Annotated in this window: 13 protein-coding genes and 1 tRNA gene; 10 read left to right on the top strand and 4 right to left on the bottom strand. The window is 50.1% G+C overall.

What is annotated here, in order from left to right:
- Both JWG39_RS08975 and JWG39_RS08980 read right to left on the bottom strand, forming a co-directional pair.
- Complete coding sequence (locus JWG39_RS08975) at positions 1-951, bottom strand: acetyltransferase (RefSeq protein WP_205219055.1); 951 nt, start codon at positions 949-951, stop codon at positions 1-3.
- Between the two features lie 14 nt (positions 952-965).
- Complete coding sequence (locus JWG39_RS08980) at positions 966-3413, bottom strand: LPS-assembly protein LptD (protein WP_205219056.1); 2448 nt, start codon at positions 3411-3413, stop codon at positions 966-968.
- A 551-nt stretch (positions 3414-3964) separates the two neighbouring features.
- Here JWG39_RS08980 and JWG39_RS08985 point away from each other — a divergent pair.
- The 4 genes from JWG39_RS08985 (at position 3965) to JWG39_RS16775 (ending at position 9333) form a co-directional block, all read left to right on the top strand.
- Positions 3965-6328, top strand: coding sequence for an Rne/Rng family ribonuclease (locus JWG39_RS08985; protein WP_205219057.1), 2364 nt, complete (start codon positions 3965-3967; stop codon positions 6326-6328).
- Positions 6329-6398: 70 nt separating this feature from the next.
- Positions 6399-6475, top strand: a tRNA-Arg gene (locus tag JWG39_RS08990).
- Positions 6476-6978: 503 nt separating this feature from the next.
- The gene (locus JWG39_RS08995) at positions 6979-7488 is read left to right on the top strand and encodes a thermonuclease family protein (RefSeq protein ID WP_205219058.1); all 510 of its coding nucleotides are present in this window, start codon (positions 6979-6981) and stop codon (positions 7486-7488) included.
- Between the two features lie 117 nt (positions 7489-7605).
- The gene (locus tag JWG39_RS16775; RefSeq protein WP_205219059.1) at positions 7606-9333 is read left to right on the top strand and encodes a pentapeptide repeat-containing protein; all 1728 of its coding nucleotides are present in this window, start codon (positions 7606-7608) and stop codon (positions 9331-9333) included.
- Between the two features lie 526 nt (positions 9334-9859).
- On the opposite strand, the gene lepA is transcribed toward JWG39_RS16775, so the two are convergent.
- Positions 9860-11653, bottom strand: a complete 1794-nt coding sequence (gene lepA, locus JWG39_RS09005) for a translation elongation factor 4 (RefSeq protein WP_205219060.1) — start codon at positions 11651-11653, stop codon at positions 9860-9862.
- A gap of 180 nt (positions 11654-11833) precedes the next feature.
- Between lepA and JWG39_RS09010 the strand changes: the two genes are divergently transcribed.
- The 4 genes from JWG39_RS09010 (at position 11834) to greA (ending at position 19006) form a co-directional block, all read left to right on the top strand.
- The gene (locus tag JWG39_RS09010) at positions 11834-12850 is read left to right on the top strand and encodes a sigma-70 family RNA polymerase sigma factor (protein ID WP_205219061.1); all 1017 of its coding nucleotides are present in this window, start codon (positions 11834-11836) and stop codon (positions 12848-12850) included.
- Between the two features lie 234 nt (positions 12851-13084).
- Positions 13085-14242, top strand: a complete 1158-nt coding sequence (locus JWG39_RS09015; RefSeq protein WP_205219062.1) for a DegT/DnrJ/EryC1/StrS family aminotransferase — start codon at positions 13085-13087, stop codon at positions 14240-14242.
- A 12-nt stretch (positions 14243-14254) separates the two neighbouring features.
- Complete coding sequence (locus JWG39_RS09020; RefSeq protein WP_205219063.1) at positions 14255-18346, top strand: tetratricopeptide repeat protein; 4092 nt, start codon at positions 14255-14257, stop codon at positions 18344-18346.
- A 174-nt stretch (positions 18347-18520) separates the two neighbouring features.
- Entirely contained in the window at positions 18521-19006 is a 486-nt protein-coding gene (gene greA / locus JWG39_RS09025) for a transcription elongation factor GreA (protein WP_205219064.1), read from the top strand.
- Between the two features lie 67 nt (positions 19007-19073).
- On the opposite strand, the gene JWG39_RS09030 is transcribed toward greA, so the two are convergent.
- Positions 19074-19673 carry a TetR/AcrR family transcriptional regulator gene (locus JWG39_RS09030; protein ID WP_205219065.1) on the bottom strand — a complete coding sequence of 200 codons (600 nt, stop codon included), beginning with the start codon at positions 19671-19673 and terminating at the stop codon, positions 19074-19076.
- Positions 19674-19892: 219 nt separating this feature from the next.
- Between JWG39_RS09030 and purD the strand changes: the two genes are divergently transcribed.
- Positions 19893-21698, top strand: a complete 1806-nt coding sequence (gene purD, locus JWG39_RS09035) for a phosphoribosylamine--glycine ligase (RefSeq protein WP_205219066.1) — start codon at positions 19893-19895, stop codon at positions 21696-21698.
- A 2-nt stretch (positions 21699-21700) separates the two neighbouring features.
- Positions 21701-22327 (top strand): L-threonylcarbamoyladenylate synthase, encoded by a 627-nt coding sequence (locus JWG39_RS09040; protein WP_205219067.1) that lies wholly within the window; start codon positions 21701-21703, stop codon positions 22325-22327.
- Positions 22328-22678 lie beyond the last annotated feature (351 nt).

A 22678-nucleotide genomic window follows, 5' to 3' on the forward strand; every position in this document is an offset into this window, starting at 1 on the left:
TTAGGAAGGCCAGGTTTGTGAGAATACGTCAATAAAGCGTGGCAGCTCTTCAGGTGGAAGTTCATTTATCCCCGCTGCCCCAGCACGCCCGCCCCCAGTGGGGAATGCTCTGCAGAGTGTGTCGGCTCCCCGGCGGTCATTAAGCGGGGCACGCACGCTGAGACGCAGGTTGTTGCCAACCCTGGTGACAATAACATGGGCGGCATTCGGTTCCTGCCGTGCCTTCAGGTTGGAATAGATGCCGGAAATTCGTCGCGCCCAGGGGGCATCGGGAAAGAAATAGAGGCTGTGGTGTCCAATTTTCTGCAGATCTCCCTCCGTCGCATAGTGCAGATCCTCTGCACAGCCGTCGCGAAGGACAGCCAGCTCTTTTGATTGAGCGATGAAGGCAAAAGGATCGGTGAAAGGTGCAACGGCAAGGTAAAGTTCCTTCGGGTGAAAATGGAGATCGGCGGTGGTAACACCGTAGCCGTTGTAATTAAAAAGATTGCCAAGTTCAGCAAGCTGGCTCAGTTCTTGTGTTGAAAGGCCCATTTTGCTGGCGAGGTGGCCTGCCGCTTCATACAGATTGTCGCCGCAGGCGCCACATATTGCCCATCCGGAATGGAGTTCGCCAAGGGCTGTGTTAACGATAAGACTGGTGCAGGTGGTGGGGGAGGGTTCAATGGTGGTGTGAAGCCTGGCGTGCACGGGAATATCTCCGGCAAAGTGGTGATCGAACCAGTGAATGCAATTGCCCCGGGCGAGCAGGGGGGCAATCTCCCTTCTGTTGGAATCAAGGGAGACATCAAAGACCGTAATCTCCGAATTTTCAGCCCCTGCCAGCTGCTGCAGCAGGCAAATATCCCGTTTGACACCGGTGATAAGTGTGCTGATGACAGGAAAAGAAAGGCGATACTGATGGAGGGCAAAAATCCCATCGGCATCGCCGTTGAAAAGATCAAAGAACATTTTGACAGGCCGGCTTACAGCCCCAGGCCGAATGCTTCACCGATGTTGGCGAGTTCAAAGAACATCATGTACGTCGTTTCGCCGGAGTCGTATTTGGTTTGGAATTTGAGTCCCCAGCAGTTGGCGCTGTACGCAATAAGGGCTTTCGCTTCATTGGTGTCATCGTAGGAAATGGAATGTTCTATACTGCCCTCAAATCGCCAGCGCTCGAACAGTCTGATACCGAGAGTGCCGTTAATCTGGTCAATCTCGTCATCTTTATCATAGCTGTATTCAGTCGTGACATAAGTGTTGCGGCTGAAGGTGTATGCGATTTCAAAATTGTGGCTGTTGAAGTCGTTGTCATAAACATCGTAATAGGTCTTGTACGAGAGTGCTATTTTCGCGAGGGGGGCAAAGGTCAACTTCGAGTAAATATCTCCGAAGGATTCATCGTCATCGTCAGGATCCATGTTATAGGATTGTTGAATAAGAAAACTTCCATAGGTGGAGAGAGTCTCCATTCCTGAACTGCTGGCAGCAACACGGCTGAAAAGGTTGTCCAGCCCGTAGGTGAAGGTGTTCTCCTGGGTAATTTCGTCAATGCTGTCCCAGTCCGGGAGTTCATTATCTTCGGCTGCATCTGAAATATATTGATAGTTCAGGTAGGGCCGGAATTCGTGGCGTACTGTCTTGCCGGAAGAGAAAGCAAAATCGCGCTGAATGGTTGTGGCAGTATCAAGTTCAAACTCCGGATAGAAGCGGTTTATGCTGTCATCATATTCCCATTCAGAGGCATCTCCAAAACTCTGTACTGCATAATAGGTCTCTCTCACCGCCACTTCCGCCCGGCTTTCAAGCCATGGCGTAATTGAGATCGGGGTGGAGAGAGCCGGGCGGATATCTACCCGGTTTCCACCTGTGCCGTCTTCCCGCCAGTAATTGACGTAACTGGAGTCCCAGTCGAAGGTAAAGCTGTGGAATCCGGTATTAAGGGTTCCGTCGAAGTCAACCTCCGGCAATTTCCACAGAGGAGACTCTTCAGTTGTCGTGGTGGTGGTGGTGACTTCTTCTCCGGTGTCAGCATCCGTGGTGGTTGTGGTTGTTGTTGTCGTGGTGTCTGTGTCCAGATCATTCACAGCGAGGAATTCTGTTTCCAGTGAAATTCCCCCCCAGCTTTTAAGGACTTTTAAAGTGTTGTCGCGTTCAAGATCACTGTCATCATCAAAGGAACGACCAAACATGTCGAGATAATCTTCACGGGTCTGATCATACCCCGTGTTGCCGTAATCAAATTCCTCAAGATAATCCTCGTCGGAGACGAGGTCAACGTCGAGTCGGGTGACCCAGCCATCTCCGAAGGTATAGTCAGCCTTCCCCCGAACCCAGTAGCGATCGTCATTGGTATGGGTGTACCCGGTGTCATCGTAGTAATCAGAATCCAGGTCCCCGTCGGAAAGATCATCCATCAGGAAGTTCCCCATGAACATGCCCTTGGAGGTATCACTGGTCATATAACGGTACTGGGCACCGGCCATGAAGCCGCGGTCAAAGTACCATGTGGGATAAAGGGTGGCATCCGAGGAGTCGGAAATATTGATAAAAAGAGGCGCTCCTACAGCTGCTCCGCCTGAAGTAGAGTAGCTGAATTCCGGCATCAGGAAACCGGTTTGCCTTGTATTTTTTACCGGCAAAATCATATAGGGAGAGTAGAAAATCGGCACGTCCTTAATCCGGAAGCGGGCGTTTTTCATGACGGCATATCCGCCTGTGGTTATTTTTGTATTGGAGGCGGCAATAGACCACGGGGCGGTCTCTCCATCTTCCACTTTACAGGTAACTGCCCAGCCAGACTCAATTTCATAGGTCTCATAGCCGGTTTTCCTGATGGTTTTCCCTTCAAGATGTAACTGGAGGTCTTTGCGGACGATAGTGGCTTCTGAAAACTCTCCGGTCTCGGTTTCGAGATTGAGTGAACCCTCTTTGGCAACCAGCTTGTCGTCCGGCCCCTGAATACTGAGGTGTCCTTTAACTTTAATGGTCTTCAGCTCTATATCATAAGCCATCCAGTCTGCTTTAATAGTGACTGTAGTTCGATATTCCGGCACTGCTGCTTTTTCAGCCTCGGCTGCCGTAATTTCTGGAGCCTCTTCCTTTTCACCGAGCAGTTCACTCCATGCGGTCACACTGCTCTTTTTTTGGGGCATGTTGATCGGCAGTTTCTCCTTCTTTACCAGAACGACATTTCCTTTGGCGATAATACTTTTCGGGTTTTCGAAGTTGATGATTTTATCAGCCGTGATGTCCCACTCTTCTGTAGAAGTATTCTCTGCAGCAAGTGCACTGCATGGGATAAACAGCATAACCATGGAGAGCAGAGTACCACCGAAGAGACCAGTGCGAACTGTTTTTGAGAAGGGTGAATTTAACATCAGGTTGCGGCAGGACTGTCCGGAGAGAACAAAGGTGGTGTTTAGTGACATGTTAACCGTATTTCTGAAAGTTATATTAAGTGATGGCAGTACGACGAACGAGGTGGGCAGCGAACGACGACTGCGAGGGAAACATAAAATTACCAGAAGTTTAAAAATTTGAATCTTTTATGCCCGGAGTTTACGGGGCCTGGTTGGGCGTGTCAAGATTAAAGTATAAAGTGTGGTCCTGTCAGGTAAATTTATAACTGAAAGGAAATGCCAGTCGATTCCAGAGGGAAACACCGATAATCAGTAAATAACAATTGTATTTACATGAAAACGGCATTAGATATCAGGTGCGTAACGTTTTCCTTCGGTTTTCTTCTCTACTTGCAGAAGTCACCAAAAAACAACAGCAAAGGAACATTTACGTTACGATAAATAGAGCTGGAAGTGTGTTGAAACTGGTATGCCTGAAAATGACCGTGTTGTGGTATAGAGGGCAGGCTTCAGCATGTTTTTGGAAAGAACAACGAAAGAATTTTTCCCGGCGCAGTCTATTGCTGTGTTTCCTGTGTCACACTGTTATTGTGGCGCGGCGCGGGGATCGAGGATATTAAATGAGCGAAGGTACTGACAAGAAAAAACCGAAAAAATCAATCAAAGCAACAACCGGTGCATGGTGGAAAAGCACCAGTTCAGTAGAAAGCAGTGAACCGGTTGAAAAAAAGAAAAGGCCTGAAAAAAAAGAAAAGGCGGCCGTGAAACCCGCTGCAGAACCGGTGAAAACGGAAGCTGCAACGGATGCAGCGGTTGAAAAGAAGCCTGTCCGTAAACGAAGCAGCCGTCGGCGGAGTTCGAGCAGAAAAAAGACAGAAACTGACAGTGTTGCAACGATTGGAGAGGATGGTGATTCTCCGGCAGCAGCTGAAAAAGAAAAGTCAGATTCTGTGGAAGTCTTGGCGGAAAAACCCGCAAAGACAGCATCACGAAGTCGCAGCAGGCGCCCTTCCAGTCGACGGGGGCGTAAACCTGCAGCTGCAAAAGAGAATGCTGCAGATGCCACTTCTTCCTCTGACCAGAAAACCGTTGCGGTACCTTCCCCTGTAGAGATTCCCCTGGAAGAAGATAAAGGTTCACCCTCCGTTTCTGTGACCGGGCTTGATACATCCGCCGCAGATAAGACTCTGGCGAAAGTGACGAATGCTCTGGAGGTGGCGGATCCTGAGATTGCCGATGCGGAAGAAGTGCTTCCTCCGGTGGAGCTGTCCTCATCTGCGGACGACTCAACTGAAAAAGAAAAATCTGCTCAGCCCGAATCAGGGCAGGCACACAGTCGTCGTGGAAGAAAAAACGGGCGGGGAACAAAAAAGACAAACACCGAAGAGGGGAATGTTGAAAGCAGTCCGCCTGAGGGAAAAGAAAAGAGTGGCGACAAGGCTGAACCTCGCAAATCAATGAAGCTGCTGATCAATGCCGAAGAGCCGGAAGAGTGTCGCCTTGCTCTGCTTGAAGATGGTCGTCTTGAGTCTATTCACGTCTCCACCGTTTTCCGGACGCAGCGAAAAAGTAACATATATAAAGCAAAGGTGGTGGCCATTGAGCCCAGCCTTCAGGCTGCTTTTGTCGATTACGGTACAGAAAAGAACGGTTTTCTGCCCTTCAGTGAAATTCACCCTGAATATTTTAAAGTTAATCTGTCGGACGATGTGCGGGAGAAGGTTGAAAAACAGCAGTGGAAAAAACTTTCCATCACCGACGTTCTCGAACGCGGTCAGGAGTTACTGGCCCAGGTGGTGAAAGAAGAGATTGGCCGTAAGGGTGCCAACATGACCACTTTCCTCTCTATCCCGGGACGTTGCGTGGTTTTGATGCCTGGTTCTGATTCCGCCGGGATCTCCCGCAAAATTTCCGGGGAACAGCGGCGTGGTCAGCTCAGGGATATAATGAAGAGTTTTGATATCCCTGAGGGAACTGGCTGGATTGTGCGCACGGCGAGTTCCGAGATTACCGAAAGTGCCCTGTCGCGGGATACCGATTATCTGCTTAAGTTGTGGAAAGATATTCGGGAAAGGGGACAGGCTCTGAAGGGTGTCGGGCTTCTCTACGAAGATCATCAGACTGTTGCCCGTTTTCTCCGGGAACATTTTGATCCGGCCATCGAAGAAATTCTTGTTGATGACCGCACAGCCCTGGAGCAGGTGAAAGATTTCGTTGCCATGCAGCCCAAAGTACAGCAGAAAGTGCGCGTGCGACTGCATCAGGGGGCACGGCCGATCTTCAACATGTACAGCGTGGAAGAGCAGATTGAGCAGATCTATCAGCCACAGGTCAACCTGCCCTCCGGCGGGTCAATTGTTATCGACCCCACTGAGGCGCTGGTTGCCATTGATGTGAACTCCGGTTCGACCTCTAAAGGCGCCAATTTTGAGGAATCTATCTTTCAGGCAAATATGGAAGCCGCTACCGAACTGGCCCGTCAGCTTCGTCTGCGAGACCTTGGTGGCCTTGTCGTGGTAGACTTTATCGACATGCGCAGCCGTAAGCATATCCTGGCGGTGGAGAAGCAGGTCAAGCAGGCCATGAAAAGCGACAAGGCGAAGGTTGATTTTAGCAAAATATCAAAGTTTGGCCTGATGGAGATCTCCCGGCAGAAGCTGGGTGCACCCATTGAGTCTGGCAACTATCGTGTGTGTGAATACTGCAAGGGACGGGGAACCATGCGTTCCGTGGAGACCCTTTCACTTTTCTATCTGCGCCGGATCCAGACTGGTGCCAGTCGCAATCCGGTGGAACGCGTAGAATGCAACTTTCCTCTTGATGTTGCTTCTTATCTGCTGAATCACAAGCGGGCTGAGCTTATTGAAATGGAGAAGCGTCAGCAGGTGAAGATTGATATTATCGGTCATTCCAATATGAAACCGGCGGATAATGAAATCATCTTCCGCAAAAAAGAGAATGAGGCCCACGGGCGTGAAAAGTAAAATTTCCACACCGTTGTGAAGATTTTTCTTGAGTCTTTCTCTGAAGTGATGTATATAACACATCTCCGACGCACCAGTAGCTCAGCTGGATAGAGCGCTTGGCTACGAACCAAGAGGTCGGGGGTTCGACTCCCTCCTGGTGCACCAGTAAAAAGATCAAGGGGTTTGCGACAATTTGTCGTAAACCCCTTTTTTCGTTTGTGCCAGGTACCGATTGAAGCAACCCCGGCTCTTCACTCCTGCGAAAGGGTACTTCAACTGATCGCCGATCTCTTTTTACTCCTCCCACATTCCTTTTCCTGCCAGTTTCCGCCTGTCCGCCGCATTGCCTTGATAATGAGCTGCGTTTCCCAGTCATTATAAACACGAATTATTAGTGAAAAAAACCATAAGAGAATGCCCTTGTGGTTGAATTCGCTCTGTTGCCTGCTTTGAGGTAATTGATGTTTTCCGTGTCCTTCCGTGGTAACCAATCTTATTCATAATAACGTTCCTGGTAAACTACGGAAGACACGGAAATTACTTTATCATCCCGTTTCTCCATCCGCGTTCTTCGCGGTAAAATTCTTTGTCTTTTTCCATAACTTTTTGATGCGTTACAGAGAAGGCGAGTTTATCAGTGTCGTAAATCCTCGGGTGGAAATTTTGACATGCGTATCAGAAACATATTACTTTCTCTGCTCCTTCTGTTCTCGACAGTTCTTCCTCTTTCAGCATCACGTCAGGCTGGCAAAAACTTTTCAGGAACCGTTCTCAAGGTGATTGACGGTGACTCCCTGATTGTCAGCCGTGGGCGTGGCAGGCAGGAGATTCGCCTCTATGGTGTTGATGCCCCCGAGTTTGATCAACCCGGTTCCTTTGCCTGCAAAAAATGGATGCGTGAGCATGTTGCCGGCCAGCATGTGTCCGTGCTGGGTGTCAATTATGATCGGTATGGCCGACTGGTTGCTGTCGTCAGGATAGATGGCAGGGCGGTCAACGGTCTCCTTGTTGAGCAGGGACTGGTGTGGGTGTATGATCGTTACTGTCACAAAAGTATCTGTCGAGACTGGAAAAGTGCTGAAAAACAGGCAAAGTCGCAGGGTCGTAATCTCTGGCACAATCTGCACCCCATTCCCCCCTGGGTATGGCGACATCGGAAGCCATATCACCATAAATAATTGCTTCTTCTGTGTGTTGTGGCAATTTTTTCTCGAAATTTTTCTTTGCAGTGTGTACTATAGTACAAATTTTTTTACCAGCAGGCATGAATGTTCTAATTTTTTAACTTAAATATTATGAAAAAAAGAACTGTAATCATTGTTTCGGCCCTTTTTCTTGGTTTCTCCGATCCTGTTGCGAGCTCTGCTGCAAGTGCTGCTGCCCGGGAAAATCTACAAATTCTGCTTGAAACCCGTACCTGTCAAAACTGTGATCTCTCCGGTTTGGACCTCAACAGGCTGGATTTAAGTGGTGTGAATTTGCAGGGAGCTGACCTCTCTCTTTCGAGCTGTAAGTTAACCAATCTCTCTGAAGCAAATCTCAGCAAGGCGAAACTCAATGGAGTTTCCTTTGATGGTGCCGACCTTGGGGAGGCTGACCTGCGCGGTGCAGATTTACGTGGTGTTCGGATGGATTCGGCCTATCTTGATGGAGCAAAAATCTCCGGCAAAATTGTTGAACAGAATCAGAGGGACCGTGACGGGAACGTCACTGGTCCCCGCGACGTGGTGAAGGAAGACGACGCAAAATCGAAACGACATCCGGTGGCCGGGCAGGCGAACCTTGCCCCTTCTCACCTCGATTCTGGAGTTGCCGCGCTGCAGTCGAGTCAGGCTAAACACACGCAGGACATGGCTAAAGCAGGAAAATCTTCCCCGGTGAAGTCGCCGATGACAGCACCTGTTGCGGCGATAACCGTTGCTCCGGAAGAGAAAAAACGTAATGCGCCGGATTCTCTGTCTGAGGCTGACATGGTTCCGGCAAAACCACCATTGATCCGTGCAATCCAGAAGAAAGTGAAGAAGTTTTCCGATACTATGGAATTGTCGGAAGATGGAAAACTCACCATCCATGCTGTGAAAAAGAAAAAATTTGCTGAAGATTCTGCAGGCAATGATGACAGCACGGAGGCTCTTGCCTCGCTTACCCGCCAGCAGCTCAAGAATGTGGAAGGCGGGTATGAAGAGACCAGGATGGTTTCGGTATCACTGGGGAGTGAGGAGGATGAACGTGAGATTGAGGGAGGCGACCGTGGCGGGGAATCTCATTTCAACGGAGAAGGGCGAAAAACACCTTCTCTGGGAACATCGCAGAATGATTCTTCCAGATTGTCTGTAGATCCTGTCAATTCTCCTGCTGCATTTACTGGATCTGCGGCACCGAAAGCCAAATCTCTACGGGCTGTACATGAGGTTCCCGAGGTGCAGGAGATAGAATTTTCTTCCCCGAATAAAACAGAATTGCAGGTGAAACTCACCGCAACGACTGAGACCGCCCGGAAAGTGGCGGCGAAAAAGGAAACTGTAAAAACGACGGTGCCTTTTGTTCAGCAAGGTACCAGTTCCGTCACAGAGATGACATCGTCTCCCGCAGCAGGGAAGGTGCAGACTCTCCCCGAAGAGGTTAAGGTCGCGCAGGCTGACAAAGCGAAGAAGCTTCCTGCCAGTGAGAAGTTCAGCAGTAAAAAAAAGGCACAGCTTGAGAGGTTCAAGCATGAGAACACGTGTTATGCCTGTGATCTTGCCGGGATTGATTTTTCCGGAGAGAATCTTGAAAATGCTGACCTGGAAGGAGCTGATCTCTCCGGATGTAATTTTTCCAAAGCAGATCTTGAAAGAGCCAACCTCAAAGCTGCCAATCTGCGTGGTGCAAATTTGAGGGATACGAATTTGCAGGATGCTGATTTTTATAAGGCAGATCTTACCGGTGCCGATCTGTCCGGTTCCAAAGTGAAAGGTGCCTCCTTTGACGGTGCCAGTCTGCAGGGAACACTCGGTATTAAAAAGAAGAAGGCGAAGAAATAGATTTTATACCATTCCTATTAAGTTATACCCCGTTTTGTCTCCTGTTTATCCATTTATGGTTACAAACGACAAAAGGAACCACGAATGGACACGAATAAACACGAATTATTACTGAAAGATGAGGTTTATCAGATTGTGGGCTGCTTGCGCCATGGCGGTGCTGAACACGCCGGGCCATGGATTACTGGAAAAGCCAGATGAGAATGCCCTTGTGGTTGAATTCGGTCTGTTGCCTGCTTTGAGGTAATTGATGTTTTCCGTGTCCTTCCGTGTTTTCCGTGGTAGCCAATTTTATTCATAATACTCCTGGTGCACTGTACGGCTTAACTTCGGATACAAACGTTTTCGTTTAATGCGTTGTCCCTGTTCGTGAAAATTCGTGTCCATTCGTGGTTACAAAATGCAAAAGGAATCACCAATGGACACGGATAAACAGGATGTAAAACGAGCATAACTTAATAGGAATGGTATTGCAGCATTTGGAGGTTTTTCCTGCTACATGACCTGTTCCGAAGATTCAATTATTTTACTGTTCCGATTTTAAAACTGCAAGGAAAGCAGTCTGCGGAATATCCACATTCCCCACCGTTTTCATTCGTTTTTTCCCTGCCTTCTGCTTCTCCAGCAGTTTGCGTTTCCGACTGATATCACCACCGTAGCACTTGGCGGTTACGTCCTTGCGCAGAGCAGAGACAGTGGTCCGCGCAACAATGGTACCGCCGATAGCAGCCTGAATGGCAATTTTGAACATCTGTCGGGGAATCTCCTGCTTGAGCATTTCACAGGCATGCAGTCCGCGTGCGCGGGCATTGTTGCGATGGACAAGCTGGGAGAGGGCATCCACGATCTCACTGTTGACAAGGATATCGAGTTTCACAAGGTCCGCCCGGCGGTAATCAAACAGCGCATAGTCAAAGGAACCATACCCCTGAGTGATGGATTTCAGCTTGTCGTAGAAATCATAGATCACATCTGCAAGGGGCAGTTCCACCGTCAATTCTATGCGTCCTGGAGTTGGGTAATGGAAATTGGTGTTTTCCCCGCGGCGCTCCAGGCAGAGTGTCATTACCGCCCCCATGTAGGTCTCCGGCATGAGGATGGTTGCCTTGATGAAGGGTTCTTCAATGTGCTCAATGTGGGCAGGATCAGGGAAGTGGGCAGGATTGTCCACTATGATTTCCTTCCCGTTGGAGAGGAAAAAGTGATACTGCACTGAGGGTACGGTAAGGATGAGACTGATGTCAAACTCGCGCTCCAGCCGCTCCTGAATTACCTCAAGGTGGAGCAGGCCGAGAAAACCGCAGCGGAAACCGAAGCCGAGGGCGGCGGAGCTGTCTTTTTCGAAGGTGAGGGCGGCGTCGTTGAGCTTGAGCTTTTCCAGAGCTGTGGCAAGATCCTCATAGTCATCAGTGGAGATGGGGTAGAGCGACGAAAAGACCACCTGCTGCACTTCCTTGAAACCGGGGAGCGCTTTGGCAGCGGGGTTTTCCACTGTGGTAATGGTATCACCGGGACGGGTATCCTCCACCGTTTTGATGCCAGCGAGAATATAACCGACCTGGCCGGCGGAAAGCTGTTTGCAGGACTCGCGGCGCAGTTTAAAGAGGCCAACCTCCTCCACCCTGTACTCTTTGCCGGTGGACATGAAACGGATGCTGTTTCCTGCCTTTACTGTGCCGTTAATAATCCGCACACTGATGAGGGTTCCTCGGAAGGAGTCGTAGTTGGCATCAAATATCAGTGCCTGCAGAGGTGCTTCGGGGGAGCCTTGCGGCGGCGGCAGCAGAGTAACTATGGCTTCAAATATTTCTTTTACCCCCTGACCTGTTTTAGCCGAGCAGTACTGCACATGATCAATGTCGAGACCGAGATCATCCTCAACCTGCAGCGCAACGCCTTCCGGGTCGGCGGAAGGGAGATCAATTTTATTGATCACCGGAATAATCTCAAGGTCATTTTCCATGGCCAGATACAGATTGGCGAGGGTTTGTGCCTCCACGCCCTGGGCGGCGTCAATCAGCAGCAGGGCACCTTCACAGGAACTGAGCGCTCGACTTACTTCATAGCTGAAGTCAACGTGCCCGGGGGTATCAACGAGATTGAGAGAATAGGTTTTGCCGTCGGCTGCGGTGTAAGGCAGGCAAATCGTTTGACTTTTGATGGTGATCCCGCGTTCCCGCTCGATCTCCATGTTATCAAGGAGTTGATTTTTGAATTCACGGTCGCTGACGAGATCACAAAGCTGGATCATACGGTCGGCAAGGGTCGATTTCCCGTGGTCGATATGGGCGATAATACTGAAATTTCGGATGTTATTCATGGAAGTTCGCTGGAGGCGTGTTGAAACCGGATGGATGTGGTATAATATAACAATTCCACAAAGAAGATAAAAAACGATTGAGATTGTGTTTTCTATCACATCTGGCGGGCGTTGGGAACAGAATTCTCCGCCAGCATTGCCATTCGGCAACAGGACAACCACCCCCCTCAACGAGGAATCATGAGTAAAACCACCCCTACTGAAGCCGTGGAAGTTGAAAATGACGAGGAGACTCCTGCAATTGAGCGGAAAAGTTCCTCTGACACGTATTTCAATCCCCTCGTCTCCCTCTCTGATGATATAAATCTTCCAGCAGTCAGCAATCCGGCGCTGCATCGTTATCTACAGGAGATCAGTCAGTATGAGTTGCTCAGCCGGGAAGAGACTGATGAACTGGCAATTAAATTCAAAGAAGAAGGTGACCAGGAAGCGGCATATCGTCTGGTCAGCTCCAACCTTCGTCTTGTGGTCAAAGTTGCGATGGATTTCCAGAAATACTGGATGCAGAACTTCATGGATCTGATCCAGGAAGGCAATGTCGGTCTTGTGCAGGCGACACGTAAATTTGACCCTTATCGCGGTGTCAAATTTTCTTATTATGCAGCCTACTGGATTCGTGCGTATGTCCTTAAGTTTATAATGGATAACTGGCGTCTGGTGAAAATCGGTACGACCCAGGCTCAGCGCAAGCTCTTCTTCAGCCTTAACAAAGAGCGCAAGCTGCTGGAGAGCCAGGGCTTCAAGGCGGAACCAAAACTGCTTGCCGAGCGACTCAACGTGAAGGAAAAAGAGGTTATCGAGATGGAGCAGCGGATGGACAACTGGGATGTCTCCCTTGAGAGCCCGGTACGTTCAGATTCCGATGATGAACAGAAAAGTTTTCTGCCAAGCAATGGCCCCGGGATTGAGTCGGTGGTTGCCGGTCGGGAGGTGAAAGAGCGTCTTACTGAGTTGATTACCGCCCTCAAAGACAAGCTCAACGACAAGGAACGAATGATACTTGAGCAGCGTCTGCTCACCGATGAGCCGCTGACTTTGCAAAATATTGCCGATAAATTTGATATCTCCCGCGAGCGGGTACGGCAGATTGAGGTAAATCTGCTGAAAAAGATGAAAGTTTATCTGGAAGCCGAGATGCCGGATATTGTCGATTATTTCGACGGTGAAAAAATAGTTATTAACTCCGGCAGTCATTGACAGTGTACAGATTTGACCGTTTTCCTTGAAGTGGGGGCGGTTTTTTTTATTTTTACTGCCGGGTATCTTGAATAACCTTGTATCTCATTCATATTCGAGGCACAGAAGGAAATTTATTACAGCCATGATTGATATCGGAGTCAGGCGGGTACCTCCGAGGATTTTTTTTACTGTAACAAAGAAGATGGGTAATTATTCGATGTTCCCTACTGACAGACAGAAAATAATAGTATCATGCAGGTACCTTTTTTAGACTTGAAACCGCAGCTGGCCTCTCTCGAACCTGAAATGACTGACGGGGTGCTCCGTGTACTTCGCTCTACCTGTTATGTTGGTGGACCGGAAGTTGAGGCCCTTGAAAATGAAATTGCGGAGTATTGTGGTGTCGGTTATGGCATTGGGGTCTCCAGCGGTACTGATGCACTGCTGGTAAGTATGATGGGTCTCAATCTGAAACCGGGGGAACAGGTGCTTACCACTCCCTTCTCGTTCTTTGCCACCATGGGGGGGATTCTGCGGATGGGGGCGACTCCGGTCTTCGCTGATATCGATCCGGAGAGTTTCAATATTGACCCGGAAGCAATGAAAAAAATATTGAAAGCGGACACTGGACGGAAAATCAAGGCGGTCGTTGTGGTTCACCTCTATGGACAGTGTGCTGATATGACGCCGATTGTTAACCTTGCGGCGCAGTATGGACTGCCGGTGATTGAGGATGCAGCTCAGGCCATCGGTGCCGAATATCCCAACTTTGGCGGCAGCGGAAAGAATGCAAAGGCCGGGGCGATGGGGCTGGCTGGCTGTTTCTCTTTTTTCCCGAGCAAGAATCTCGGCGGAATTGGTGACAGTGGTATGGTGGTAACCGCCGATGAGGAGTTTGCCGAAAAACTGAGACTGTTGCGGAACCACGGGGCGCAGCCGAAATACTATCACAAGATGGTTGGCGGCAACTTTCGTATCGACCCGATTCAGGCAGTGGCGCTGCGTATCAAGTTGCCTCATTTAAATGACTGGCATCGGGGGCGTACAGCAAACGCTGCGACCTATACGCGCATGTTTGCAGAAACGGGTCTGCTTGAGGCTGGTCTGGTGAAGACACCGAAGCACGTCTATCAGGGGGAGGGAAATCTTCACATATATAATCAGTTTGTAGTGCGTGTGAAACGGCGGGATGAGCTGGTGGAGTTCCTCCACGCGAACGACATTGGATGTGAAATTTACTATCCGGTACCTCTGCATCGCCAGGAGTGTCTCGGAGGTTTGGCTGTCCGTGCGGACTGTCCCCAGGCTGACAAGGCCGCGAAGGAAGTAACAGCCCTGCCGATTTATGCTGAGTTGACCGACGAGATGCAGCAGCATGTAGTGGATACCATTGCAAAATTCTACAGCTGAGTAACAACTTCAATGAAGTCTGTCTGCACCTCCTTTCTGCTTCTTCCTGTCGCCTGCGCTCTTTCGTGCATGGCTGCAGTGAGCGTTGGAGGCGTAGAGTCCGTGAGTGGTATTGTTCCCGACCGTGAGCTGGTTATAATGGGGGATGCTGGCAGAAAGATACCAGGCTGGATGGTGGAGTGGCAGACTGCGCGGCAGCTGGTCCGCGAAGGTAAACTTGAACAGGCAGCGAAAATCTATGGCCAGCTGGCCGGGGAACATCCGGAGGTAGAGACTGCGCTCTGGGAGTACTGCCAGGTGTTGCAGGTGCTTGGGCGTTATGAAGAAGCCGGTCGCCTTGTTGACATCCTGCTTGATACCCGGCCCGCATCGCCGGAGTATCGCATGGCCGCTGGCCACGTAGCCCTCAAGCGTGGTGAATGGAGCAGGGCTGCGGAGGCATTTGGCTTTGTGCTGGAGCGTGATCCCGGCGGTATCCGTGCTGGAGAGGCCCGGGAGGGGCTGGCCGCCAGTTTGCGAGGGGAGGGACGTAAAGATCTCTCCCTTTCTCTCGAAGAGCAGCAGCTCGCACCAGACCCCAGTGTATCCAAATCTTTACGACTTCGTCTTCTTGATGATGCCATCGCGGTTGGTGATGTTCGGCGTATTCGCTGGCTGCTTCAACCTTTTTCTGATTATTTTTTCCTCTCAGATCAGCAGCTCACTGCTCTCCTCCCCCTTGTTGTTTTTGCAGAAGGTGATGAAAATACAGGGAGAAAAGAGGCGCAAGAGACGATTTCAAAGGCTGCCCGTTCGGCTGGGACACAGGTCAATCTGCGTTTGCTTCGCGAGTACCTGCGTCACCATCCGGGAGATTTGGCCTCCCGTCAGCACCTCGTTACGTTGCTGAAGAAGGAAAAAGATTTTCGACAGGCATTGCAGGTGCTGGAAGAGGGTGTAGAGACGGTGGAACTTGACCGCGCTTCCCGTGATTCTTTACAGCTTGCTGCTGCCGATCTTGCCGCTGCCGAAGCAGATCGACCGGATGCCGCGCTGCACCATTATGAAAGCTGCCTGCGGTATCATCCCGGCAGTCGTCGTGTGGAGAAGAGTGTTGCCCTTCTGCAGGACAGGCTTGCCCGGGATTTTCTGGTAATTGTGGAAAATGATGGGGCTGCACCTCTCTGGCAGGATATGGAACGGTTTGGTTGCAACCGGGAAAGTATCTTTCTGCGCATGGCCGGAATTCTTGTGGATCGCGGTCGGAGCCAGGACTATAACCTGGCGGTTGATCTCCTCAATATCATCAACCGCCATCTTAAAGGAGACCCTGCAACTTCACGTTCCCTTGCGCAGCTTTACCAGCGCATGAAGAAATGGGGCAAGGCCCTTGCTGTGTTGCGCGAGGTCCCGGCAAAACGCCGCCGGGCAACCTGGTTCAAAGAACAGGCAGCCCTGGAAACTGAACTGGGGCAGGAGCTGGCCGCCGCCAACAGTTGGAGCCAGTATCTTCAGATTAACCCGGATGATGATGTGGTTCGGTGCCGGGCGCTGGTCATCTTTGCCAGTCTTGGACTGGTTGAAGAGCAGGAGCGGCTTTTTTCTGTATGGCAGGAGAGAGACCGGCAGGTTGATCTTGACACCGTGCTGCTTCATCTTTACTGGCTGGGGCGAAATCAGCAGCTCGATTCCATGGAAAATATTGCAACCTGGGCGACCGGGCGCTGGCAGGAAGAGCCCGAAAAGCAAGTACGGATACGTCTTACTGCTGCCCGGGCTCTGTCTGAGGCGGGGGCATTCGGCAGAGCGGATCTTCATCTGCGTGAGACGTTGAACCATCAGGTGGCAACCGATGAGACTCTGCTGGAACTGGCGATGAATGCTGCCCGGGCAGGACGCAGCAGTGCTATGGCTGGCTGGCTGGAGAGTGTTCCACAGCTTAAATCCAGAGAGAGGGCACTCAGTGATAAAACACTCGTCGCAGCAGGACATTTTATTCGCACAAGGGACGCCCTTGCCCGGAGAGAGAAAGACGTTGCTCAGGAAGAACTGGCTAAAGGGCTGAAGGCGTTGCGTCTGCTTGAAAAAAAGAACAAAGCGGACGATTTTCCTGACTGGCAGTTTCCCCGCACTCTGCTCGCGGATATCTGTTCTTCGCCGTGGAACGGTGGTGTTGTGCTGACAAATCAGTGCCACGATGCGAAGCTGCGTTACCGCCTTGCCATGGTGCAGCCGGGGATGAATTATCTCAAAGATTTTCCCGAGGATTCGCTTTCTTTCCAACTTGCAGATGCTGAGCGCAGTATCCGCAAGCGGGATTACAGCCGTGCCGCTGAACTGCTGAAAAAGGTGGTAAAGGCGATTCCTCACTCTTTTTTTGCTGGTTTTCTTGAGGCTCGGGCCAATATTGGCCTGGGGAAATTTCCTTCTGCCCGGAAACTCCTTGGCGATCTTGAAGAGGGGGAGTATGACGCCGATATGCTCTGCCGCGAACAGATTTCTCTTGATACCCTCGCGGGTGAACACGATACCGCACTGCTTGATTTCTATCGCTGTTATGGCGGTCTGGAAGGGAACACAAAGGTGAATAACGAAGAGCTCTCCGTCCACCTTTTCCTGGACGGTCAGGTCGAAGAAGCCGCGACCCTCGCCCGGTTGCTGTGGACGGCAGAGCGCTACGGAGATGCTCTTTCGGTTTATCGTGCTATCCTTGATGTGCCGATGGTACAGATCGTTACCACCCATCTGAAGCAGGGCCAGGTCAGAGGGATGGAGAAGCAGGAAGAATCTTCCTGGGGATTTCTCGACCTTCTTCACCCTGATACTGCGAGTGAAGAAGAGGCCCTGGCATCGTTGCTGGCTCCGAGCCTGCTGCTTGGCAATCTGGGCAGTTCAGTCGGAGTGCTGCTTGCCCGTGATTCAGGCCTTCTAAAGATGCAGTTACGTCTTATCAAGGAGTATGACGCGCGGATTGCCATCTATGAGCGGCGTTATCTCTATGCGGAAAAGCGCTATCAGAATTTACTGGAAGAGGATGCTTCGGTGCAAACCATGGCAGACCTTGCCGCAGTGTATGAGCGCATGGGGCAGTATCGCAAAGAGGCCCGCCTTTATCGTAATATCGAGAATTCGGGTGGTGTGAGCAAGTCGATTGCCGATTCGATGGCACGCAATTCTCTTAATATTACCCCGCAGGTCGGGCTTGATTTTTCTCTTCACAGCCTTGATGGTGTGAAGCGCTGGCGTAATATTGAAGATTTCGCCTTTGGCTCCACCTTTAGTTTTATCCATGAACAGGATAAAGAGATCAGTGTCCACTATGCCGGACATCGATTCCGTGCGGTGCATGGTGATAATTCGATCAACAGTAACAGCATCGGCTCAGACGTCACCTGGCAGCCTGGGAACAGCACGGAACTGCAGGCTGGATTTACCTTTGATAAATTACAAGATGGATTTCGAGAGGGCAGTACAAATGTCCTCTTCAATTTACAGATTGAACGTCAACTGAACGAGCAGGTCAGTGGTTTTCTCCGTTGTGATCGTACCGAGATAACAGATACCGTTGATGCCATTGCAGATAAAATTCTTGCGAATAACTTTCTTGCCGGTCTTGAAGTGCAGACCCCGAATGGCATTGGTTTCGGTGGTGATATGCGTTATACGTCGCGCAGTGACAGCAATAACGGCATTGGATTTCACACCTGGATTGGGTGGTCACTTTTTCATGAAAAGAGTGAATGGTCGCTGAGATGGGAAAACCGTTTTGAGGATAACGACCAGGCCTGCGAGGACTCCGATATTGATCTTACAACGGTGGATGACCTCGGAATCGTCAGTTATTGGAGCCCTGTGTCGTGGAATGAACAGATGCTCAACGCCCGTTATCAATACAATTTTGGCGGATTTGGCGATGTGGAGACAGGTCTTTCTCCTGAGCGTAATCACGTTTCTGTAAATATTGGTGCAGGTTTGGAGGATGATGAGAATATGATTTATTCTGGTGGCCTGGATATTTCTCTTGAAATAAGTCGGCACTTTTTATTAAAAAGTAATTTTGGCTTTAAAAATAGCAGGGACTGTGATTTTCTGGAAGTATCCACGGCTCTGCAATATCGCTGGTGATGCGGGTTTTGATCGCGTTATTTCCAGTACTTTGACCGGGCCCGGCATTCTTCCCCTTCTTTTCAGCGGAGGACGTTTTGCCGGGTTGTCCCGTTTCATCTGTTGACGATTTCTGAAAACAGAGGGAGCGGGATGAAATTTCCCTGAACTTGAAAGGAGAGAAAGATAACAACGATGGTAGAGAGAATCCCCATGTCCATTGGCGGACACAAAAAACTCAAAGACGAGCTGAAACAACTTGAGCATGTGGAACGCGGTGCGGTTGTCAAGGCAATCGAAGTTGCCCGCGGTCACGGCGATCTTAAAGAAAATGCTGAGTACCATGCAGCAAAGGACCGCCAGGGACATGTTGAAGGGCGGATTATTGAACTCAAAGACAAACTTGCCCGTGCCGAAGTAATCGACTGTACGAAGGTGAATACGGCAAAGGCAGTCTTTGGCGCGGTAGTAGGATTACTTGATCTCGATACGGATGAAGAGGTGACCTACAAACTGCTTGGTCCGGAAGAGGCAAACGTAAAGTACGGTTCCATCTCAGTCCTTTCTCCTATTGGCCAGAGTATGCTCGGCAAGGAAGAAGGGGATGACGTAACAGTACAGACCCCGGGGGGAACCCGTGAGTTTGAGGTGATTTCCATTTCCAGCAGTACAGAGCCCTGAGAATTTTTTTCCGTTTATTGCCGGAGGTACTTCTGGGTACCTCCGGTTTTTTTTGGGAAGGGTGAGGTCAAAATTTGGGGGCCAGGGGGGCTTGAATTCCTGTAAAAACGGTGGCAAGAAGTTGACTGGAAAGTTCTTCTACTGAATAATGTGTTTCCAGAGAATCGTTCCAGACCCTTGACAGTTCTTCAAGGGCGCCGAAAATTATACGGCGGATAATATCGACATTGAGATTTTGGCTGAAGACTTCCATCTTCTTCCCTTTACTTATGATATCAGTGAGAAGGTCTTCATATTCGCTGAATTTTTCTGCTCGAAAATCTTTGCTCATCTTGCCTGTCTGACGTCGCTCAGTATGAAGGACCTCCGCAAGATTCTTATTTTTTTTCATTGCTCGCAGATGCTGCTCAATGAAAATATGCAGCATTGCTGCAGGATCATCCTCTTTGGCAATAAGAGTACTCGTTTTCTCAACAATCTTGCCAAACTCTTCCTCCAGAATTGTCAGGAGGATTGAATTCTTGTTGTTGAAATAAAGATATATTGTTCCGTCGGCAACTTTAGCTTCTTTCGCGATATCAGAGATTCTGGCGTTGAAGAATCCTTTTTTCGCAAAGACTTTAATTGCCGCCGCAATAATTTTTTTGTGTTTATTCTCAGTTCTCATTTCCGATGGTTGGAGCGCTGTGAAAATAAAATGAATGACTATTCATTCATGTAACAATGACCCCCGATTTTGTCAATGATGATAATATCTGCCAAACGAGGCGAATATTTTCTGGCAGCATTGAAATTTTGTGCAGAAACGGCTAAGTAGATGTTTCATAGAAATGTTTAATAACCTTACCTGCTGAATGCGGCACGGGGGAGAATCAAGGGAGATAAAATGAATATTCTTGTTGTCGGATCAGGAGGGAGGGAGCACGCCCTCGCATGGAAAATTGCCCAGAGTAAACGGGTTAAAAAAGTGTGGTGTGCACCGGGAAACGCTGGTATTGCCAGGGTGGCGGAGTGTGTTGATATTGCTGCTGATGATGTAGAGGAGCTTCTTGCGTTTGCGAAACAGGAGAAGATTGATCTCACTGTGGTTGGGCCGGAGACTTCCCTTACAGCCGGGATAGTTGATGTCTTTGAAGAGGCCGGACTGATGATTTTCGGACCGAGTAAAAAAGCCTCTATCCTTGAAGGGAGCAAGGTTTTCTCCAAGGAGTTCATGAAAAAATACAAAATCCCGACGGCGAAATTCAAGGTCTTTCAGGAGCCGAAGAAGGCAAAGAAATATATCGACAAGGTTGGTGCACCTGTTGTGGTTAAGGCGGACGGTCTGGCTGCCGGTAAAGGAGTGATTGTCGCTGCGACGGTGAAAGAGGCGAAGGATGCAGTAGAAGCTATCATGACCAGTCGGCAGTTTGGTTATGCCGGTGAACGGGTGGTGGTTGAGGCTTGTCTAAAAGGGGAGGAGGCGAGTTTTATCGCTTTCACTGATGGTAAAACCGTGCGGCCGTTGCCCACTTCTCAGGACCACAAGGCTGCATATGATGGTGATAAAGGCCCGAATACCGGAGGTATGGGAGCATATTCCCCGGCACCGGTGGTCACTGATGCCATTGCCGATTTTGTCATGAAGCAGGTTATGCAGCCCACTGTAGATGGTCTTGCCGCCGAAGGACGTCCCTTCAAAGGGATGCTCTATGCCGGTTTGATGATTGACGGTGAGGATGTCAAGGTACTCGAATTTAACTGCCGTTTCGGTGATCCTGAGTGTCAGCCGCTGCTAATGAGACTGCAAAGTGATATCGTGGATATTTTCGAGGCTGCCTGTAAGGGCGAACTTGATAAAGTAGAGATGGAAATCGACCCGCGCCCCGCAGTTTGTGTGGTGATGGCCTCCGGCGGCTACCCGGGAACGTACGAGAAGGGCAAGGCGATTATTGGACTTCCCAAAGCAGAAAAAGTGGCCGATGTGGTGATCTTTCATGCCGGAACCGCGCGGCTCAAAAACCGACTGACGAACGCCGGTGGCCGGGTACTGGGAGTGACTGCGACAGGTACGACACTGGAGGAGGCTATTGCCGCTGCCTACAATGTGGTAGACATGATTCGCTGGCCTGGCTGCCAGTATCGCCGGGACATTGGCGCAAAGGCCTTGAATCGGCAGTCTGCAGAGGATGCTGCCTCTACAGGGGGAGTTGTCTCAGGAGTACAGGTCGGTATTGTCATGGGCAGTGATTCTGATCTGCCGGTAATGCGGGCCGCTGCAGATTTTCTTAAATCCATGGGGATCGGCTGTGAGATGACTGTTGCCTCGGCCCATCGTACGCCGGAAAAAGCTGCAGAGTACGCCAAAACAGCGGAGGAACGGGGATTGAAGGCGATTATCGCCGGCGCGGGCATGGCTGCCCACCTTGCCGGAGTTCTTGCCGCCCACACAGATCTGCCGGTGATTGGTGTGCCACTTGATGCCTCTTCTCTGAATGGTCTTGACGCTCTCCTTTCCACGGTGCAGATGCCTCCGGGAGTTCCAGTGGCGACCATGGGAATCGGTAAAGCGGGAGCGAAGAATGCGGGGGTCTTTGTGTGCAGAATGCTCGCCCTCACCAATCCCGAACTGCGCGGAAAACTGACTGATTTTCGCCAGCAGATGGCTGACGAGGTTGAGGCCAAAGCGAAAAAGGTTGAACAGGAAGTGTAACTTTGCCTCTTTTCTGTTATGACACTGCCCCCGCCGTGGAAATACTGAAGCGGGGGGGCATTGTCGCCATCCCTACTGAAAGCAGCTACGGCCTTGCTGTGGATGCCCGCAATGAGACAGCCCTGCAGCGCCTTTATCAGTTGAAACAGCGACCACAGAACAAACCGCTGCTTGTCCTTGTCAGTTCCCCGGCGCATATACTTGCCGAGCGCCTTGCCGCAGCCATTCCTTCACAGTATGACAGCCTGATTTCCCACTTCTGGCCAGGTCCTCTCACCCTTGTTTTCAAGGCGGACAACTCCGTCAACGATATCATTACCGGTGGAACGAAGACCATTGGTGTTCGTATGAGTCCTCATCGCAGTGCGAGAGCTCTGGTGGAGGCCTTTGGTTCGGCTGTAACCGCGACAAGTGCGAATATCTCCGGTCTTGCACCCTGTGTATCCGCCGGGGCGGTGGTGGAGATGTTTGGCGAGGGGGTACATTGCGTATTGGATGGCGGCAGGGCGGACGGGCCGCCTTCTACTCTGGTGACTCTTGATGAGGGACGGGTGAAGATCCTGCGCGAAGGACAAATCAGTAGAGAGGCGCTCTCTCAAGCTCTTTCGCAGGCAGACTTCCCCCACTGATCTCATATTACATTTTGTATTGACCAGAGAACGCGACTGCGTAGACATCTTTTTTGGCGATTACGAATGAGTAATAATTCGTGTGTATCCGTGTCCATTCGTGATTCCTTTTGCAGTTTGTAACCACGAATGGATAAACAGAAGACAAAACAAGATCACAACTTAATAGGAATGATATAATCATGCGAAAAATGGCATTTTTTACAAAAGCGTAACTTCTTAAAGTTTTTTGCCTTTATTCGCATGATTAGAGCTTTTATTCGTTGGCAAAAAGTTTTTCGCTGTTCCGTCTTTTGCTTTTCCCTGTCTCCTGTCTCCCGTCTCCTGTCTCCCATCGCCCTGCCTTTGAAT

This window comes from Desulforhopalus vacuolatus (assembly GCF_016918505.1).
Classification (GTDB): domain Bacteria; phylum Desulfobacterota; class Desulfobulbia; order Desulfobulbales; family Desulfocapsaceae; genus Desulforhopalus; species Desulforhopalus vacuolatus.

Bases quoted from the DNA above. Each gene is read 5' to 3' on its own strand.
- JWG39_RS08985 (WP_205219057.1), top strand. From the start codon at position 3,965: ATGAGCGAAGGTACTGACAAGAAAAAACCGAAAAAATCAATCAAAGCA.
- JWG39_RS08995 (WP_205219058.1), top strand. From the start codon at position 6,979: ATGCGTATCAGAAACATATTACTTTCTCTGCTCCTTCTGTTCTCGACA.
- JWG39_RS08975 (WP_205219055.1), bottom strand. From the start codon at position 951: ATGTTCTTTGATCTTTTCAACGGCGATGCCGATGGGATTTTTGCCCTC.
- lepA (WP_205219060.1), bottom strand. From the start codon at position 11,653: ATGAATAACATCCGAAATTTCAGTATTATCGCCCATATCGACCACGGG.
- JWG39_RS09030 (WP_205219065.1), bottom strand. From the start codon at position 19,673: ATGAGAACTGAGAATAAACACAAAAAAATTATTGCGGCGGCAATTAAA.
- JWG39_RS16775 (WP_205219059.1), top strand. From the start codon at position 7,606: ATGAAAAAAAGAACTGTAATCATTGTTTCGGCCCTTTTTCTTGGTTTC.
- greA (WP_205219064.1), top strand. From the start codon at position 18,521: ATGGTAGAGAGAATCCCCATGTCCATTGGCGGACACAAAAAACTCAAA.
- purD (WP_205219066.1), top strand. From the start codon at position 19,893: ATGAATATTCTTGTTGTCGGATCAGGAGGGAGGGAGCACGCCCTCGCA.
- JWG39_RS08980 (WP_205219056.1), bottom strand. From the start codon at position 3,413: ATGTCACTAAACACCACCTTTGTTCTCTCCGGACAGTCCTGCCGCAAC.
- JWG39_RS09015 (WP_205219062.1), top strand. From the start codon at position 13,085: ATGCAGGTACCTTTTTTAGACTTGAAACCGCAGCTGGCCTCTCTCGAA.
- JWG39_RS09020 (WP_205219063.1), top strand. From the start codon at position 14,255: ATGAAGTCTGTCTGCACCTCCTTTCTGCTTCTTCCTGTCGCCTGCGCT.
- JWG39_RS09010 (WP_205219061.1), top strand. From the start codon at position 11,834: ATGAGTAAAACCACCCCTACTGAAGCCGTGGAAGTTGAAAATGACGAG.